Origin of the sequence: Streptomyces sp. NRRL S-455 (genome assembly GCF_000717875.1) — a bacterium.
Lineage (GTDB): Bacteria > Actinomycetota > Actinomycetes > Streptomycetales > Streptomycetaceae > Streptomyces.
In genome coordinates, this window is record NZ_JOCT01000026.1 from 61,383 (window position 1) to 77,950 (window position 16,568).

Here is a 16,568-nt window from a genome sequence, read left to right on the forward strand (position 1 = left end):
AAAGGACCTTCACGCGTAGTGCCGCCGGGGCACCGTGACGTGGTAGCCGGCGTCCAGCAGTTCGGGCAGATAGCGCCGCAGGGCGCGCACACTCTGCGAGCGGTCGCCCCCGGCGTCGTGCGAGAGCACCACGACGCCGGGGGCGGCGCCGTTCTCCACCCGTTCGACGATGGACCGGGCGCCGGGGCTGGTCCAGTCAAGGGTGTCGACCGTCCAGGCGAGCGGTTCCATGCCGAGTTCGGCACCGATCTGGAACGTGGCGCGGTTCCAGGCGCCGTAGGGGGCGCGGAACCACTCGGGGCGCTCGCCGTAGGCGTCCTCGATGACGTCGCAGGTGCGGGCCATCTCGGAGCGGATCTGCCGGCGGGTGAGGCGGGTGAGCAGCGGGTGGGACCAGGTGTGGTTCCCGACGACATGGCCCTCGTCGGCCATCCGGGCCAGCAGGTTCCTGTTGTCGGCGGCCATCCCGCCGCACACGAAGAACATCGCGCGCACGTCGTACCTGGCCAGGGTGTCCAGGACGGCCGGGGTGTAGCGCGGGTCGGGGCCGTCGTCGAAGGTCAGCACCATGGTGCGGCCGCGTCCGGAGACGCGCAGCAGCGGTTCGCGGCGGACCAGGGTCCGGCGGGGCGCGGCGTGCGGGGGGCCGTACCCGGTCAGGGGCTGAAGCCGGTACGCGGAGGAGTTGAGCGGGCGGCGGGCCTGCGGGCCCGCGGTCGTGACGGACCCGGCGGGGCCGTCTCCGGTGGCCAACGTGAGCACACCGGCCGTGGCGGCCGCTCCCACGGCGCCGGTGCCGGCGATCAAAACCCGGCGCCGGGTGAGCAACTGATCCTTCTTCATGACTCATCAGTCGCCCGGTGGAGGGCCGACGCACCTGAGCGACACCGGTGCGGCGGCACGTTTTCACCCGCACGGCCCACGCGAACGGGTCAGGGGCGGCGCACCAGGGGGAACGGCAGGGTGTCGGGTCAGGCGTACTCGACGGCGTCAGCGACGAGGGGGCCGGCGGGCTCGGTCCCGTCCCCTCCGGCGAGGCCGAGCGCCGCCAGCGACGGCGACCCCTCCGAGGTGGCGGGGCCGCTGTCCGCCCTTCGGGTGCCCGATTCCCCATGACTTGACCATGCTTTGCGTACGCCGGGCCGAGGTGCGGCGTGGCACAGCTCGGCGGCCATGAGCTCCATCACGCTCGTCGGGGCCGTCCGGTTACGGCGCGTCAGGTCCAGGCAGGCGTCGAGCCTCCCGCCCCACAGGCGGACCCGTGCCTTCCGATAGCCTCGCGGCGTGACGGAACAGCACGCCCATCAGTTCGAGCGGGGCACGGACGGCCCCAAGGTGATCGTGGTCGGGGTGGACGGCTCCGACTCCTCCCTGCGGGCGGCGGCCTACGCCGCTGGTCTGGCGCGGCGGCAGCACGCGCTGCTCGCCGTGGTGTACGTGCAGCCGGTCCTGGCGGCGGGCGCAGCGCTCGGGGCGCCGGTGGCCGGGACGACCGACGAGATCGCCGAGGACCTGGTGGCGCAGATCCGGGACGCGGCGCAGCGGCTCAGGGGGATCTTCGAAGTCCGCTGGGAGTTCCACACGTTCCGCGGCGACCCGTACAACGGCCTGGTGAGGGCGGCCGACGAACTGAAGGCGGACGCGGTGGTGGTGGGCGCGTCGGAGCAGGCGGGCCACCGGATCGTCGGGTCGGTGGCGGTGCGCCTGGTGAAGGCGGGGCGGTGGCCGGTGACGGTGGTGCCCTGAGAGGACCTGGGTCCCTGGCACCGGTGCTCGGGGCCGGCGAGGCGCTGAGCGGGCGGCGGCCCCGGTCTACTCCCCCATCACCAGGCCGTCCCCGGCCGCGCCCCGGCTGAGCACGATGTCGCGGATGCGGTCCCGGACGGCCCGGACCTCGGCGCCCTGGGCGATCGCCCGGTTGAGGTTCACGACCCGGCCGGCGTCGACGTCGAACAGCTGGGGGACGAACTCGGCTTTCGTGACCTCCCAGCGGCCGCCCGGCCGTGCGGGCGGGGCGAAGGTGAATCGGCCGAGGGTGGACTGGTTGCCGCGCGGGTCCTTGGCGCCCGCGTGGTTGGTCATCTCGCCGGCGATCTGATCGCCCATGCCGTAGATCACCCACGTGCCGTTGACCTTCTCGTAGGCCTGCGGGACGTGTGCGTGGGTGCCGAGGATCAGGTCGATGTCGGGGCGCCCACCGGTGCGGGCGGCGGTGAGGCTCCGGGCCAGGGTCAGCTGGCGCTCGTCGGGCGCGTCCTGCCATTCGGTGCCCCAGTGCAGGGAGACGACGACCACGTCGGCCCCCGCCCGGCGCGCGGCCCTGGCGTCCGCGAGGACCGTGGCCTCGTCGATGAGATTGACGGCCCAGGGCTGCCCGTCCGGGAGCGGGAAGCCGTTGGTGTCGTAGGTGTAGGCGAGGTGCGCGACCTCGGCCGGGCCCGCCTGGAGCATCGTGACCGCGTTCGCCTCCTCCGCCGTGCGGGCCGAGCCGGCGTGCCGTACGCCCGTGCGGTCGAGGGCGTCCAGGGTGCGGCGGATGCCGTCGGTGCCGTCGTCGAGGGTGTGGTTGGAGGCGGTGGAGCAGCCGTCGTAGCCGGTGGCGGCGAGGGCGTCGGCCACCTCGGGCGGGGACTTGAAGGTGGGGTAGCCGGTGTAGACGCCGTCCGCGCCGTAGACGGTCTCCATGTGGCACAGGGCCACGTCGGCGCGGGAGACGACGGAGCGGATCCCGGCGAGCATCGGCCGGAAGTCGTAGCCGGTGCCGCCGGCGTCGAAGCGGGCCCGGTCGGTGATCGAGCTGTGCGGAAGGACGTCGCCGGAGGCGACCAGTGTGAAGCCGCGTGGTCCGGCCGCGGGCGGTGCCTCGCGTCCGGGGCCCGGCGGTTCGTGGCTGCGGGCCTGGCAGGCGGCACCCGCGGTGAGGAGGACGGTCAGGGCCAGGGCCACCTGTCGACTGCGTGCAATCATCCATTCACCCCACGGTGGGCGTTGTGGTCGTATTTACGCATGAACAGGAAAGAAGGCCCGCGCCGCCCCATGCGGCTCCGACACGCTCATGAGTCCGTCCGGCACCCACATGGCCGGGCGCCCTGACCGTTCGTCGAACCGTTCGTCGACGCGATCGACCGTCCGTCGCACAGCCCGGTACGTGGCCTGTCCCCGCATCGCGCCCTGCGGTGGCATACGGCCATGACGGCCGGATCCACTCTCACCAACGAGACGACCGCCGAGCACGAGCTCGCCGCACTGCAGCGGGAGCACGGCCGGCCCCTCTTCGCGCTCCTGCTCCGGCTCTGCGACGGCGACCGGCAGCGCGCGGAGGACCTGGTCCAGGAGACGCTCGTGCGCGCCTGGCAGCACCCCGAGGCCCTGCGCGCCGACGGCTTCGAGTCGGTGCGGCCCTGGCTGATGACGGTCGGACGGCGGCTCGCGATCGACGCCCGGCGCGCCCGGCAGGCCCGTCCACCCGAGGTCGGCGACGCCGTCCTGGAGAACGCGCGGGTCATGTCCGACCACGCCGAGCGGGCCGCCGCGATGCTCGACGTCCGCCAGGCTGTGAAGACTCTCACTCCGGAGCACCGTGAAGTCCTGGTGCTCGTGTATTTCCAGGGGGCGAGTGTGGCGGAAGCCGCGGCAGCCCTCGGGATTCCGCCCGGTACCGTGAAGTCCCGCGCGTACTACGCGCTGCGCGCCCTGCGCCGGGTGCTACCGGGTTACGCCGCCGACCTGCGGTGAAACCAATGGGCGGGTCAAGCCTCCGTAAAGCGCCTTGCCGAGGACCCCGGTTGAGTAATCGGCTGTTCTCATCCGTGTTCCGGATGGGGCCGTCAGCGCCCCGGGGCCCGGTGTCGGGCGACGCGCACGTACCGGAGGAAGGCAGGAAGGGATGCTGCACAGAGGTCACGAGGGCACGGACGGCGGCGACGGTGAACTGACCGTTCCCATGGCGTGGTTGTACGCCGAGTACATCGCCGACGAACTGCTGCGGACCGGCGATCTGATGCCGCCGACGTCCTTCGAGTTCCGTGCCGGGCGGGATGCCCTGGCGCTGACCATCTTCCTCTCCGACACGGACGGGGAGCTGTCCGGCATCCGGGTGGTCACCCAGCTGGAGACCTGGCTGTCGCTGACCGCGTACGACCAGCCGTGGCACGAGTGGGTGCGCGACCGGCTGGCCGAGCTCGCCGCCGAGGCCGCCGGGTCCGGCCGGCCGGCGCCGGACCTCGGTCTGGCGGAGGAGGCGTGGCGCTGGCTCCAGGAGACGGAGCTGCTCGCGCCCGATCTGAACGCGGTGCCGGGCGGTGCTCCGGTGGCGGGCGAGGACGAGGGGCCGAAGGTCTGGACGCCCGCCTGGCAGCTCGGACTGCCGCTGGGACACCTCGCGATCCATCTTTTTTAGATTTCTGCGCCCCGGGACCAATCCGCGGGCCGGAGCGCTCCGAATCCTTTGGTTGCGATTGTGTCACCGGCTTGAGTGATTCGGCTGCCTGGTCCGTACCGGTGGGAGCAAGGAGTAACCCCACCCGCACCCAACGGCACGAGGATTCGGCATGAGGTCCCTGGAAAGGCATCGCGACGTCGGCGCCTACGCGCTCGGCGTGCTGGACGAGGCGGAGGCCTTCCGCTTCGAGGACCACCTCATGGAGTGCCCTCGGTGCGCTGCAGAGGTGACGGAATTCGGCGCCACGACACGGCAGTTGATGCTGTACCGGCGGGCGACACCACGGTTCGTGCACCCGATGGCACAGCCCGGGCAGCGGATGCTGGACCGGCTGCTGACCGAGGTGACGGCCCGGCGCCGGGCCGGACGCAGGCGGCTGGTGTTCGCCATGGCGGCGTCGGTGGTGCTCGCGGTGTCGGTGCCCGGGATCGCGATGATGGCCGAGGGCAGCGGTGAGCAGACCCTGCAGATCGCGGCGACCGACGCGCGGACCGGGGTGTGGGCGCAGGTCACGACGGAGGACGAGGCCTCGGGCAGCCGGGTCGAGCTGAAGGTGAAGGATTCCGCCGGCCCCCGCGCCTGCCATCTGGTCATCGTCGGTAGCGACGGCACCGAGGAGACCGCCACGAGCTGGCAAGGGCCGGGGCACGACGCCCAGCCCCACACGATGATGGCCAGTTCCTCCAAGCACCCCGACGAGATCGTCCGCTACGAGATCCGCACGGCGACCGGCGAGAGCCTGGTGAGGCTGGAGCCGTCGCGCTAGCCCCGCGCTGATTTGCCAGCGCACAGTCTTGGACGGAGACTGAAAACACCGACGTGGAGCGTCTGTTGGTCCGCTGACGGTCCGCTTCACGCCGCCCCTGAGACCACGAGCGAAGGGGCTGAGCCGGTGGACGGACACTTGATGATCCTCCTCTCCGAGGAGGAAGCGGACGCCGAACGCGTGGCGGAACTGACCGGCTATTTGCGTGATGAACTTCTCGACATCGAGGTGGACGACGTCAGCGCGGTTCCCGCCGGGGAGGTTCCCCCCGGTGCGCGAGCCGTGGACGTGACGCAGATCGGCGCGCTGCTGGTGGCCCTGGGCAGCTCGGCGACCGCCCTGAACCAGGTGGTGACCGCGGTCCGGTCATGGCTGGGCCGGTGCCGTGACGCCCGCCCCTCGCTGCACCTGGAGATGGACGGCGACGTCCTGGAGGTCTCCAAGGCGACCGACGAGCAGGTCGAGGAGGCGTTCAGAGCCTTCGTCCAACGCCATTCCACGGCCGGAGCCCCGCCATGACCGACTCCAGACACGCACTGATCATCGCCAATGACCGCTACGCCGACCAGGGGCTCAGGAAGCTCAAGGCGCCCGCCCAGGACGCCACGGCGCTCGCCGGGGTGCTGCACGACGCGCAGATCGGCGACTTCGAGGTGGAGGTGGTGAGCAACGCGTCGGCCGACACCATGCGCAGGCACATCCAGCGCTTCTTCAACGACCGCCGTCGCGACGACACCCTCCTGCTGCACTTCTCCTGCCACGGTCTCAAGAGCGAGTCGGGCGAGCTCTACTTCGCCGCCAGTGACACCGAGCCCCGGCTGCTGGACGCCACGGCGGTTCCCGCCCAGTTCGTCCGCGGGTGCATGTCCCGCACGAAGGCCGGCCGTACCGTCCTGTTCCTGGACTGCTGCTACGGCGGCGCCTTCTCCCGGGGCTCGACCTCCGTGCGCGCCGCGGGGGATGTGAACGTCCTCGAGTCCTTCACGACCGAGAGGCCGGTCAGCGGGCGGGGCTGGGCCGTCATCACGGCGTCCGACTCCATGGAGTACGCCTTCGAGGGCGAGGAGCTCGCCGGGAATTCCGCTCCACGGCCCTCGGTGTTCACGCACGCGGTGGTCCGAGGCCTGAGCACCGGCGAGGCCGACCTCGACGCCGACGGCGAGGTCTCCTTCGACGACCTGTACGAGTACGTCTACGAGCAGGTACGGGAGCAGAACCCCAACCAGACGCCGAAGAAGACGGTGGAGATGCGGGGCGATCTCCGCCTGGCACACAGCCGGCGCGGCCGCATCAAGATCGCCGCAGTGCCCACACCGGCGTCGTTGCGGGCCGCCCTCGACAGCGACAACGTCCTCACCCGGCAGGGTGCCGTCCTGGAGCTGGAGAACCGGTTGCGGGACGAGAGTCTGCCCGTGGCGGAGGGAGCGCGCCAGGCCCTGGTGGAGGTCGCGGGCAACGACATCCGTCAGATCGCCGCTCTGGCCCACCGCGCCCTGCGCGAGATCCGGCTGGCGCCGTCCCCGGACCGCCTCGACTTCGGTCTGGTGCCGAAGGGCTCCCCCTGTCAGGAGCAGACCGTGACCATGAACGGCCCGCCACTGGCCGGGCACTGCGTGGCCCAGCCCACGGAGCCGTGGCTGCGCGTCGACCCGACCGCGGACGGTCTCAAGGTCCGCGTCGACACGGCCGCCGAGGGACATCTCTCCGGAGACATCGCGCTGAAGGGCGTGGCCGACGAGGCGGTGATCCACGTCGAGGCGGTGGTGGGCCCGGCGCACGAGCCCGCTCCTCCCACGGGTCCCGCCTCCGAGACCCCGCCCGGTACCACGCCACGACAGCGTGAGCCCGGGCAGGGTGTGCACGACCGGGAAACAGCGATCATCGAGTCCCCGCCGTCCCCACCGTCCCCGCCTCACTCGCACAAGCCTCCGCCCGCCCGGCATCTCGCGCACGAGCCTCCGTCTTCCCCTTCTCCCGCGCGTAAGCCGCCGACCGCGGCGCCGCCGAGCCGTGAGCCCGAACCCCCGGCCTCGCCACCGCCGAGGACGAGCACGGCACCGCCCCGGGACGCGAACCGCCCCCGCCTCGCACCCGCCCTCGCCGGCGCCGCCCTCGCCCTCGCCGTGGGCGCGGTCGTCACGCTCGTCATGGCCGTCCGGGCGGCAGCGGTGGCCATCGCGGAACGGTCCGACCAAGGGGTGGGCGGCAGCATCGAGGACAAGATCCGCGAACAGGGAGCGCTCGCGCCGCTCACCGTGTCCCTGATCACCGCCGCGCTGGCGCTGGTCGTCGGCGCCTTCGCCCGGCACGACCTGGGAAGACGGCGGGAACGCTACTCCCCGCGGGCGGCGAGCGGCACGCGGACCCTGACCTCGGTCGCGAAGGGCGTGGCGATCCCGGTGCTGGTTCTGGCCGTCCTCATGGGCATCGCCTACCTGGTGGGCAGCGCACACTGGTGACTACTTCAGCAGCCGGGACATCCTGCGGTCCGCCAGCGGCTTGCCGCCCGTCTGGCAGGTCGGGCAGTACTGGAGCGAGGAGTCGCTGAAGGACACTTCGCGGATGGTGTCCCCGCACACCGGGCAGGGTTCACCGGTGCGGCCGTGCACCCGCAGGCCGCTCTTCTTCTCGGCCTTGAGCCGGCCGGCCGCCACGCCCCGTGAGCGTTCGACCGCCTCGGTGAGGGTGTCGCGCAGGGCCGCGTACAGCCGTGCCGTCTCCTCGTCGCTCAGGGACGCGGCGAGTTTGAACGGCGACATCTTCGCCGCGTGCAGGATCTCGTCGCTGTAGGCGTTGCCCACGCCCGCGATCAGGCTCTGGTCGCGCAACGCGCCCTTGAGCTGCCGCCGTTCACCGGCCAGGAGCTCCGCGAGACGCCGCTCGCCGAAGTCGTCGGCCAGCGGGTCCGGGCCGAGCCGGGCGACGCCCGGGACCTCCTGGGGGTCCCCCACGACGTACACCGCGAGCCGCTTCTGGGTTCCTGCCTCGGTCAGGTCGAAGCCGGCGCCGGTCTCCAGGGCCACGCGCAGCGCGAGGGGGCCCTTGCCGGGGCGGGGCGGGCCGTCCGGGAGGCGGTCCTTCCACTGCAGCCAGCCCGCGCGGGCCAGGTGGGTCACGAGGTGCGGGCCGTCCGCGGTGGCGATGTCGAGGAACTTGCCGTACCGGCGTACGGCGGCGACCTCGTGCCCCTCGACGGCGGACAGGGGCGGGTCGAACGTCTTCAGGACGCTGATCGCGACGGGAAGCACCCGTACGATCTCGTGGCCGACGAGGTGCTCGGTCAGGAAGTCCTTGAGCGCCTCGACCTCGGGGAGTTCCGGCATAGGTCCAGAGTGCCACGCGCTGTCACGGGCGGCCGGGCACCACGAACTCGCACCACACGGCCTTGCCGCCGCCCCGGGCCTCCACGCCCCATACGTCGGTGAGCAGCTCGACCAGGAGCAGTCCCCGCCCGGAGACGCCCGACTCGCCCGCCTCGCGGCGGCGCGGCAGGGCGCTGGAAGTGTCCTCGACCTCGACGCGCAGCCGGCGCTCGGAGCCGGTGAGTGCCCGCAGGGTGACGATCGCGGAGCCCTCGGTGTGCATCAGGGCGTTGGTGATCAGCTCGTCGGCGACCAGTTCGATCTCGTCGGCACGGTCCCGGGCGCCCCAGGCGCCGACCGTCATGCGGATCATGTGCCGGGCCTCGGCCAGGGCGGCCGGGTCGCCGGGGGCCACGAGCCACTGGAGCCGGCGGCCGGGGTGCGGGCCGTCCGGGGCGGCCCGGCGCAGCAGGAGCAGCGCCACGTCGTCGTCACCGCCGCGCTCGGCGGCCACGTCGATGAGCCGGTCGGCGAGGTCCCGTACGTCGTCGGGGCCGGTGGCGACGAGCGCGGTGAGCGTGCGCATGCCGTCGTCGAGGTCGGCGCCGGGCTGCTCCACCAGTCCGTCGGTGCACAGCAGCAGGGTGTCGCCGGGGTCGAGCTCGATGGTGCCCACCGGGTAGTCGAGGCGGCCGAACTCGGCGGACAGGCCGAGCGGCAGCCCGCCCGGGACGGTGACGCGGCGGCAGGAGCCGTCGGTGTGGCGCACGAGCGGGTCGATGTGCCCGGCCCGGACCACCTGGAGCACGCCGGTGGTCAGGTCGGCCTGCGCGTACAGACAGGTGGCGGAGCGGTCGGTGTCGAGTTCGTGCAGGAACACGGAGGCGCGGGCCATGACGGTGGCCGGGGGGTGTCCCTCGGCGGCGTAGGCGCGCAGCACGATGCGCAGCTGGCCCATGACGGCGGCCGCGTGCGTGTCGTGGCCCTGGACGTCGCCGATGACGGCGCCGACCCGGCCGCCGGGCAGCGGGATCAGGTCGTACCAGTCGCCGCCGATGTCCCGGCCGACGGAGCCGCCGATGGTGGCGGCCCGGTAGCGGACGGCGACGTCGGCGCCGGGCACGCTGGGGATGGTGCGGGGCAGCATGGCCTGCTGGAGGCCCTGCGCGAGGTCCATCTCCTGTTCGTAGAACATGGCCCGCTGCAGGCTCTGCGCGATGCTGCTGCCGAGGGCGACGAGGATGTCGCGCTCCTCGGAGGTGAAGCCGCGCCGGTCGCTGTAGAGCAGGCCCATCGCGCCGATGGGCCGTGCCTGTACGATGAGCGGCAGATAGGCGGCCGACGTGATGTTCGGACCGGTGAGGTGGGGCCACAGGGCCGGGTAGCGCTCGGCGAACTCCTCCGGCGACTCGATGAAGCAGGGCCCGAGGGTCCGTACCGCCTCGCTCATCGGGTAGGGCTCGTCGATCCGGGTGACCCGGGTGCCGGGCACGAAGCTGCCCACGGGTCCTTCGGCGACCAGCCGGATGCGGCCGGCCTCGACCAGGCCCACGACGAGGCTGGTGGCGCCCAGGTGGGTCACGCCGTGGGTGTCCGTGAGGACGTCGATGACGTCCTGGACGGTGCGGGCGTGGGCGAGGGCGGCCGTGGTGAGTTCGACGACGCTGGTCTGCTGCCGGCGGGACTCGTCCTGGGCTGTCTGGTCGAGGCGGGCGTCGCTCTCGACGAGTTCCTGGGTGGCGTCCCGGACGATACCGATGATCCGGCGGGGCCGTCCGGTGTCGTCGCGCCGGATGTAGCCCTGGGTGTGGGTCCAGCGCAGGGTGCCGTCACGGCGGCGGAGCCGGAAGTAGGCGCCGTAGTTCTCGCTGCCGTCCTTCAGGGCCTGGGAGACCGCGGTGTCCAGGCGCCGGGCCTCGTCGGGCGGGACGCGCTCGGCGAGGGTCTCGGGGCGTCCGTCGTACTCGTCGGGGCGTACGTCGAGGATGTGGTGGGCCTGGGCGTCCATGTGCATCAGGCCGGTGTCCAGATCCCAGTCGAAACTGCCCATCCGGTTGAGCGCGAGGACGGGGTCCGGGTGGGCGGGCCAGTCGTCCGGGGGTGACAGGGCGCTAGCTCCCCGATCAGCCATGGGCCCACCTTGCCAGGGTTCGTCCGTTTCTTCGACCGGTCCCGTCGAGTCTACGGGCCGCTCGGCGGGAGCGGCCCCTCTGGTTGGTCAAGACGTCCGTGGTGCCGCTGGGGATGCCCGTGTCCGCTTCACTCACTCGGCTTACGCGACCGGAGCGGTGGTACACGGAGCGTGACACTGAGGTCCGGCGCCGCATCGGGAGGAGCGCACGGCCGTGGACTGGTTCACCGCATCCGACTACTGGCTGACCCGGCTGGTCTTCCAGCGGGCGCTGGCCGCCCTGTACCTGATCGCGTTCCTGACGGCGGCGCTCCAGTTCCGTGCGCTGATCGGGCGGCGCGGCATGCTGCCGGTGCCGCGTTTCGTCGAGCGGGTGCCGTTCAAACGGGCGCCGAGTCTGTTCCAGCTGCACTACTCGGACCGTTTCTTCGCGGTCTGCGCCTGGTCGGGCTGCGCGGTGTCGGCGGCGCTGCTGGCGGGGCTGGACTCGCTGCTGCCCCTGTGGGGCGGCATGCTGCTGTGGCTGGTGCCGTGGGTCCTGTACCTGTCGGTCGTCAACGTCGGCCAGACCTGGTACTCGTTCGGCTGGGAGTCGCTGTTGCTGGAGGTCGGCTTCCTCGCCGTGTTCCTCGGCAACGACGAGGTGGCGCCGCCGGTCGTCGTGCTGTTCCTGCTGCGGTGGATCCTGTTCCGGGTGGAGTTCGGCGCGGGACTGATCAAGATGCGCGGCGACGAGTGCTGGCGGAAGCTGACGTGCCTGGAACATCACCACGAGACCCAGCCGATGCCGGGGCCGCTGAGCTGGTTCTTCCACCATCTGCCCGGGCCCCTGCACCGTGTCGAGGTGGCCGCCAATCACCTCACCCAACTCGTCGTGCCGTTCCTGCTGTTCGCCCCGCAGCCGGTCGCGACGGCCGCGGCCGCGCTGATGATCGCGACCCAGCTGTGGCTGGTGCTGTCGGGCAACTTCGCCTGGCTGAACTGGATCACGATCGTGCTGGCGCTGTCGGCGGTGCGGTTCCCGTCCGATGCGCCGGACGTTCCCGACGCGCCGCTGTGGTACGCGGTCATGGTGCTCGCCGTGGCCACGCTGCTGGTGGGCCTCAGCTACCAGCCGGTGCGCAACATGCTGTCCCGACGCCAGGTGATGAACCGCTCCTTCGACCCGCTCCACCTGGTCAACACCTACGGGGCGTTCGGCAGCGTGAGCCGGGTCCGGTACGAGGTGGTGGTCGAGGGCACCGCGGACGAGCAGCCGCGCGAGGACTCGGACTGGCGGGAGTACGAGTTCCGGGGCAAGCCGGGGGATCCGCGGCACTGGCCGCGCCAGTTCGCTCCGTACCACCTGCGCCTCGACTGGCTGATGTGGTTCGCGGCCCTCTCCCCCGCGTACGCCGGGTCATGGTTCGGGGCGCTCGTGGAGCGGCTGCTGGAGAACGACCGGGACACCCTGAAACTGCTGCGCCGCTCGCCGTTCCCGCCGGACGAGCCCCCGCGGTACGTGCGCGCCCGCCTGTTCCGCTACCGCTATACGACCTGGCGCGAGCTGCGGGAGACGGGCGCGTGCTGGGAGCGGACGTACGTACGGGAGTACCTGCCGCCGACGCGGCTGGCGGAGAGCGTTCAGAGGTCGTAGACGCGGGTCGCGGTGGTGGTGAGGATCCGCTCGTGCTCGTGCGGGGAGGTCAGGTCGCGTGTGAGGTCGAGGGTGTCACCGTAGGAGGCCGCGAGGGTGCAGACCGGCCAGTCCGAGCCGTACATCAGACGGTCGGGCCCGAAGGCCGCCAGCGCGACATCGATGTACGGGCGGAGGTCCGCCACGGTCCAGGAGGCGAGATCGGCCTCGGTGACCAGGCCGGACAGCTTGCCGACCGTGTTGGGCAGGGCGGCGAGGGCGCGCAGGTCCGACGCCCAGGGTTCCAGCTCCCCGGAGGCGACGGGCGGTTTGCCCAGGTGGTCGAGGACGAAGGTGAGGCCGGGCAGGGCGGCGGCGGCCCGCACGCAGGCCGGGAGCTGGTGCGGCAGCACGACGAGGTCGTAGACCAGTCCGGCGTCGGCGACGGCGGCCAGTCCCCGGCGCACGTCCGGGCGGAGCAGCCACTCGGGGTCGGGTTCGCCCTGGACCTGGTGGCGGATGCCCTTGAGGTACTGCCCGCCGGGGAGTTCCCGCAGCCGGGCCAGTTCGTCGACGACGCCGGGGCGGGTGAGGTCGGTCCAGCCGACGACGCCCGCGACCAGGTCGTGCGTGGCGGCCAGGGCCAGGAACTCCGGGGTTTCCTCGGCCACGGTGACCGTCTGGACGAGCACCGTGCGGCCGACTCCGGCGGCTCCCGCCTCGGGTTCGAGGTCCTCGATGGTGAAGTCGCGGCGCAGCGGCTTCAGTTCGGGGCCGCTGATCCAGTCCTGGTCCCGTACGGACAGGTCCCACACGTGGTGGTGGGCGTCGACCACGGTCATGACGGCAGCTCCCAGACAACGGGCAGGCCGGCGTCCGCGCCCTCGCCGGAGTAGTCGTGCACGACGTCGAGCAGTTCCGCCATGCGGGCCTGCCAGGCGACGTTGACCGGCAGCTTCTCCAGTTCGGCGAGGAGCCGGGCGTAGTCCTCGCACTCCAGGACGTGGAACAGGTCGGTGCCACTGCGCCAGATCGTCCAGGAGGTGGCGCCGGCGGCGCGGATGGCGTCGGTGAGTTCCCCGGGGACCTCGCGGTGGGCGGCCTCGTACTCGGTGACGCGGTCGGGGCGGACCTTGGTGTGCAGGGCGACTCTCATGACGGCTCCTCGGACGTCGCCTCGGCGGGGACGGGGGCGTCGGCGGGCAGCAGGTTCCTCGCGCGCAGCTCCTGCCAGAACGCGTCGGGCACGCGGGCGGCGAACTGGTGGGCGCAGTCGCGGACCTCGTGTGCCGAGCGGGCGCCGACGAGGACACTGGCGACGGCCGGGTGGGCCGCGCAGAAGGCCAGGGCGGCGGCGCGCAGGGTGGTGCCGTGGCGGTGGGCGACGGACTTCAGCCGCAGGGCCCGCTCGACCAGCTCGGAGGGCGCGGCCGTGTAGTTGTAGGTGGCGCCGGGCTTGGGGTTCGCCAGCAGACCGGAGTTGAAGGCGCCGCCGATGACGACGGACGTGCCGCGCTCGTGGGCGGCGGGCAGCAGACCGGTGAGGGCGCTCTGGTCGAGCAGGGTGTAGCGGCCGGCGCACAGCACCACGTCGACGTCGGTGTCGCGGACGAAGCGGGTGAGCATCTCCGCCTGGTTCATCCCGGCGCCGATCGCCCCGACCACGCCCTCCGAGCGGAGCTTCTCCAGCGCCGGGTAGCCCTCGCGGAAGGCCCACTCTGCGTGCTCGTCCGGGTCGTGGAGGTAGACGACGTCGACGCGGTCGAGGCCGAGCCGTTCGAGGCTGGCCTCCAGGGTGCGGCGGATGCCGTCGGCGCTGAAGTCCCACACGCGGCGGTGGGTGGCGGGCACCGCGAAGCCGCCCGCGAGGTCGTCGCCGGTGCCGTCCGTGGGCTCCAGCCGCCGGCCCACCTTGGTGGAGACGGTGTACCGGTCGCGGGGGTGCTCGCGCAGGGCGGCGCCGAGGCGGCGTTCGGACAGGCCCAGGCCGTAGTGCGGGGCGGTGTCGAAGTAGCGGATGCCCCGCTGCCACGCCGCCTCCACGGCCTCGCGTGCCTGGGCCTCGCCGACCTCCGTGTACAGGTTGCCGATCGCGGCGGCGCCGAAGGACAGGGCACTGACCTCGACGGCGCTGCGGCCGAGGCGGTTCACCGGGCCGCCGGGCGCAGCCGCAGGCCCTGCATGCCGCCGTCGACGGCGAGCGAGGTGCCCGTGGTGGCGCCGGACAGGGGGCTGGCGAGGTAGGCGATGGCGCCCGCGACCTCGGCGGCGCCGACCAGGCGGCCGGTGGGCTGGCGGGCCTCCAGGGCGGCGCGTTCGGCGACCGGGTCGGGTGCCGCGTCGAGGAGGCGGCCGACCCAGGGGGTGTCGACGGTGCCCGGGTTGACGCAGGTGACGCGGATGCCTTCGCGGACGTGGTCGGCGGCCATGGCGAGGGTGAGGGAGTGGACGGCGCCCTTGGTGGCGCTGTACAGGGCGCGCTGCGGCAGACCGGCGGTGGCGGCGATGGAGCAGGTGTTGACGATCGCCGCGTGCGCGGAGGCGCGCAGGTGGGGCAGGCACGCGCGGGTGGTGCGGACGATGCCGACGACGTTGACGTCGTAGACGCGGTGCCACTCGTCGTCGGGGTTGTCCTCGATGGTGCCCTGGGCGCCTGTCCCCGCGTTGTTGACCAGGACGTCCAGCCCGCCGAGGTCGGTGACCGCGGCCGTGACCGCCTGGCGCACGGACCCGTCGTCGGTGACGTCCGCGCGGTAGGCGAGCAGCGGCTCGTCGACGGCCGACGGGTCCAGGTCGAGGACGGCGACCTGGGCGCCGCGCTCGGCCAGGAGGTCGGCGGTGGCCCGGCCGATGCCGGAGGCGCCGCCCGTCACCAGGGCTTTGATGCCCTCGAAGTCGCTCATGCGGCCTGACCCTTCTTCCGCTCGTCGAGATCGGCGGCCCAGAACTCGCCGCCCGGGTAGGTGTAGCGCGCCAGCGACTCGGGCCGCATGGCGGCCGAGAAGCCCGGCGCGGTGGGTGCCGTGTAACGACCTTCGCGGATCACCACCGGGTCGAGGAAGTGGTCGTGCAGATGATCGACGTATTCGATGACCCGGTCCTCGGTGGTGCCGGTGAGCGCCACGTAGTCGAACATCGACAGGTGCTGGACGAGTTCGCACAGGCCGACGCCGCCCGCGTGCGGGCAGACGGGCACGCCGAACTTGGCCGCGAGCAGCAGGACGGCGAGGTTCTCGGGGACGCCGCCGACGCGGGCCGCGTCGATCTGGACGACGTCGAGCGCACCGGCCTGGAGGAGTTGTTTGAAGACGATCCGGTTGTGCACGTGCTCGCCTGTGGCGACCTTCACGGGGGCGACGGCCCGGCGGATCGCCGCGTGCCCGAGGATGTCGTCGGGGCTGGTCGGTTCCTCGATCCAGTACGGGTCGAACTCGGCGAGGGCATGGGTCCAGCGGATCGCCTCGTCGACGTCCCAGCGCTGGTTGGCGTCGACGGCCATGCGGATGTCCGGGCCGATGACCGAACGGGCCACGCGGCAGCGGCGGATGTCGTCGTCGAGGTCGGCTCCGACCTTGAGCTTGATCTGCCGGAAGCCGTCGGCGACGGCCAGCGTCGCCAGCCGGGTGAGCTTGTCGTCGTCGTAGCCGAGCCAGCCGGGCGAGGTGGTGTAGGCGGGGTAGCCGCGCTCCAGGAGCCGGGCGGTGCGTTCCTCGGCGCCCTGCCTGCCGCGCCGCAGGAGGGCCAGGGCCTCCTCGGGGGTGAGGGCGTCCGTGAGGTAGCGGAAGTCGATCTGGCGCACCAGCCACTCGGGATCGGCCTCGGCGAGCAGCCGCCACAGCGGCAGTCCGGCGCGCTTGGCGGCCAGGTCCCAGACGGCGTTGACGACCGCGCCGATCGCCATGTGCATCACGCCCTTCTCGGGGCCGAGCCAGCGCAGTTGGCTGTCGCCGATCAGGTCGCGGTTCAGGGTGGACGGGTCGGCGCACAGTTCGTCGGCGGAGCGGCCGAGCAGGTGTCCGCGCAGCGCCTCGATCGCGGCGACCTGCACCTCGTTGCCCCGCCCGATGGTGAAGGCGAATCCGTGCCCCTCGTGCCCGTCGGCCGCGTCCGTGCGCAGGACGAGGTAGGCCGCCGAATAGTCGGGGTCCGGGTTCATCGCGTCGGAGCCGTCGAGCTCGCGCGAGGTGGGGAAGCGGATGTCGTGGGTGTCGACCGCGGTGATGCGGGCGGGCGTCGGGGGCACGGAGGGCCTTTCGGTTCGGTTCCGGGAGATGGGGCGTCAGTCCTGGGCGCGGCCCGTGGCGACCGGGGCG

Annotated in this window: 16 protein-coding genes; 7 read left to right on the forward strand and 9 right to left on the reverse strand. The window is 72.5% G+C overall.

The features are described from left to right. Positions 1–9 precede the first annotated feature (9 nt). Positions 10–843 carry a polysaccharide deacetylase family protein gene (locus tag IE97_RS0130020; protein ID WP_030247342.1) on the reverse strand — a complete coding sequence of 278 codons (834 nt, stop codon included), beginning with the start codon at positions 841–843 and terminating at the stop codon, positions 10–12. A gap of 441 nt (positions 844–1,284) precedes the next feature. Here IE97_RS0130020 and IE97_RS0130030 point away from each other — a divergent pair, with 441 nt between their 5' ends. Then, on the forward strand, positions 1,285–1,746 hold the full coding sequence (locus IE97_RS0130030) for a universal stress protein (protein ID WP_030247347.1): 462 nt from the start codon (positions 1,285–1,287) through the stop codon (positions 1,744–1,746). A 66-nt stretch (positions 1,747–1,812) separates the two neighbouring features. On the opposite strand, the gene IE97_RS0130035 is transcribed toward IE97_RS0130030, so the two are convergent. Continuing rightward, positions 1,813–2,967, reverse strand: coding sequence for a CapA family protein (locus IE97_RS0130035; protein WP_030247349.1), 1,155 nt, complete (start codon positions 2,965–2,967; stop codon positions 1,813–1,815). A 222-nt stretch (positions 2,968–3,189) separates the two neighbouring features. Between IE97_RS0130035 and IE97_RS0130040 the strand changes: the two genes are divergently transcribed. From IE97_RS0130040 to IE97_RS39430, 5 genes are all read left to right on the forward strand, one after another. Next, positions 3,190–3,735 (forward strand): sigma-70 family RNA polymerase sigma factor, encoded by a 546-nt coding sequence (locus IE97_RS0130040; protein ID WP_030247351.1) that lies wholly within the window; start codon positions 3,190–3,192, stop codon positions 3,733–3,735. Positions 3,736–3,886: 151 nt separating this feature from the next. After that, positions 3,887–4,399, forward strand: coding sequence for a hypothetical protein (locus tag IE97_RS0130045; protein WP_030247354.1), 513 nt, complete (start codon positions 3,887–3,889; stop codon positions 4,397–4,399). Between the two features lie 151 nt (positions 4,400–4,550). Beyond that, positions 4,551–5,207: a zf-HC2 domain-containing protein gene (locus tag IE97_RS0130050; RefSeq protein ID WP_030247356.1), complete on the forward strand. Its 657-nt coding sequence runs from the start codon at positions 4,551–4,553 to the stop codon at positions 5,205–5,207. Between the two features lie 126 nt (positions 5,208–5,333). Further along, positions 5,334–5,726 (forward strand): hypothetical protein, encoded by a 393-nt coding sequence (locus IE97_RS0130055; RefSeq protein ID WP_199807021.1) that lies wholly within the window; start codon positions 5,334–5,336, stop codon positions 5,724–5,726. Further along, positions 5,723–7,666 (forward strand): caspase family protein, encoded by a 1,944-nt coding sequence (locus tag IE97_RS39430; RefSeq protein ID WP_051705173.1) that lies wholly within the window; start codon positions 5,723–5,725, stop codon positions 7,664–7,666. The genes IE97_RS0130055 and IE97_RS39430 overlap by 4 nt, the downstream gene beginning before the upstream one ends. Here the strand turns inward: IE97_RS39430 and IE97_RS0130065 are convergent, their stop codons facing one another. Both IE97_RS0130065 and IE97_RS0130070 read right to left on the reverse strand, forming a co-directional pair. Beyond that, entirely contained in the window at positions 7,667–8,530 is an 864-nt protein-coding gene (locus tag IE97_RS0130065) for an Fpg/Nei family DNA glycosylase (RefSeq protein ID WP_030247365.1), read from the reverse strand. It abuts the gene before it with no gap. Positions 8,531–8,552: 22 nt separating this feature from the next. After that, a complete protein-coding gene (locus tag IE97_RS0130070; protein ID WP_030247366.1) occupies positions 8,553–10,640 on the reverse strand; it encodes a SpoIIE family protein phosphatase in 2,088 nt (695 codons plus the stop codon). A gap of 214 nt (positions 10,641–10,854) precedes the next feature. Between IE97_RS0130070 and IE97_RS0130075 the strand changes: the two genes are divergently transcribed. Continuing rightward, positions 10,855–12,276 carry a lipase maturation factor family protein gene (locus IE97_RS0130075; RefSeq protein WP_030247370.1) on the forward strand — a complete coding sequence of 474 codons (1,422 nt, stop codon included), beginning with the start codon at positions 10,855–10,857 and terminating at the stop codon, positions 12,274–12,276. Here the strand turns inward: IE97_RS0130075 and IE97_RS0130080 are convergent. The 5 genes from IE97_RS0130080 to IE97_RS0130100 are packed head-to-tail and all read right to left on the reverse strand — an operon-like array spanning position 12,264 to position 16,498. Continuing rightward, positions 12,264–13,097 (reverse strand): amidohydrolase family protein, encoded by an 834-nt coding sequence (locus IE97_RS0130080; protein ID WP_030247372.1) that lies wholly within the window; start codon positions 13,095–13,097, stop codon positions 12,264–12,266. The genes IE97_RS0130075 and IE97_RS0130080 overlap by 13 nt on opposite strands. Then, positions 13,094–13,411, reverse strand: coding sequence for an L-rhamnose mutarotase (locus IE97_RS0130085; protein WP_030247376.1), 318 nt, complete (start codon positions 13,409–13,411; stop codon positions 13,094–13,096). Before IE97_RS0130085 ends, IE97_RS0130080 begins: the two co-directional genes overlap by 4 nt. Continuing rightward, positions 13,408–14,406 carry an aldo/keto reductase gene (locus IE97_RS0130090; RefSeq protein WP_030247378.1) on the reverse strand — a complete coding sequence of 333 codons (999 nt, stop codon included), beginning with the start codon at positions 14,404–14,406 and terminating at the stop codon, positions 13,408–13,410. Before IE97_RS0130090 ends, IE97_RS0130085 begins: the two co-directional genes overlap by 4 nt. Next, complete coding sequence (locus IE97_RS0130095; protein WP_030247379.1) at positions 14,403–15,158, reverse strand: SDR family NAD(P)-dependent oxidoreductase; 756 nt, start codon at positions 15,156–15,158, stop codon at positions 14,403–14,405. Before IE97_RS0130095 ends, IE97_RS0130090 begins: the two co-directional genes overlap by 4 nt. Beyond that, on the reverse strand, positions 15,155–16,498 hold the full coding sequence (locus tag IE97_RS0130100; RefSeq protein ID WP_030247380.1) for an L-fuconate dehydratase: 1,344 nt from the start codon (positions 16,496–16,498) through the stop codon (positions 15,155–15,157). The genes IE97_RS0130095 and IE97_RS0130100 overlap by 4 nt, the downstream gene beginning before the upstream one ends. Positions 16,499–16,568 lie beyond the last annotated feature (70 nt).

Coding starts and splice junctions, on each gene's coding strand:
- IE97_RS0130085 (WP_030247376.1), bottom strand. CDS start 13,411: ATGAGAGTCGCCCTGCACACCAAGGTCCGCCCCGACCGCGTCACCGAG.
- IE97_RS0130050 (WP_030247356.1), top strand. CDS start 4,551: ATGAGGTCCCTGGAAAGGCATCGCGACGTCGGCGCCTACGCGCTCGGC.
- IE97_RS0130095 (WP_030247379.1), bottom strand. CDS start 15,158: ATGAGCGACTTCGAGGGCATCAAAGCCCTGGTGACGGGCGGCGCCTCC.
- IE97_RS0130080 (WP_030247372.1), bottom strand. CDS start 13,097: ATGACCGTGGTCGACGCCCACCACCACGTGTGGGACCTGTCCGTACGG.
- IE97_RS0130035 (WP_030247349.1), bottom strand. CDS start 2,967: ATGATTGCACGCAGTCGACAGGTGGCCCTGGCCCTGACCGTCCTCCTC.
- IE97_RS39430 (WP_051705173.1), top strand. CDS start 5,723: ATGACCGACTCCAGACACGCACTGATCATCGCCAATGACCGCTACGCC.
- IE97_RS0130045 (WP_030247354.1), top strand. CDS start 3,887: ATGCTGCACAGAGGTCACGAGGGCACGGACGGCGGCGACGGTGAACTG.
- IE97_RS0130020 (WP_030247342.1), bottom strand. CDS start 843: ATGAAGAAGGATCAGTTGCTCACCCGGCGCCGGGTTTTGATCGCCGGC.
- IE97_RS0130040 (WP_030247351.1), top strand. CDS start 3,190: ATGACGGCCGGATCCACTCTCACCAACGAGACGACCGCCGAGCACGAG.
- IE97_RS0130070 (WP_030247366.1), bottom strand. CDS start 10,640: ATGGCTGATCGGGGAGCTAGCGCCCTGTCACCCCCGGACGACTGGCCC.
- IE97_RS0130065 (WP_030247365.1), bottom strand. CDS start 8,530: ATGCCGGAACTCCCCGAGGTCGAGGCGCTCAAGGACTTCCTGACCGAG.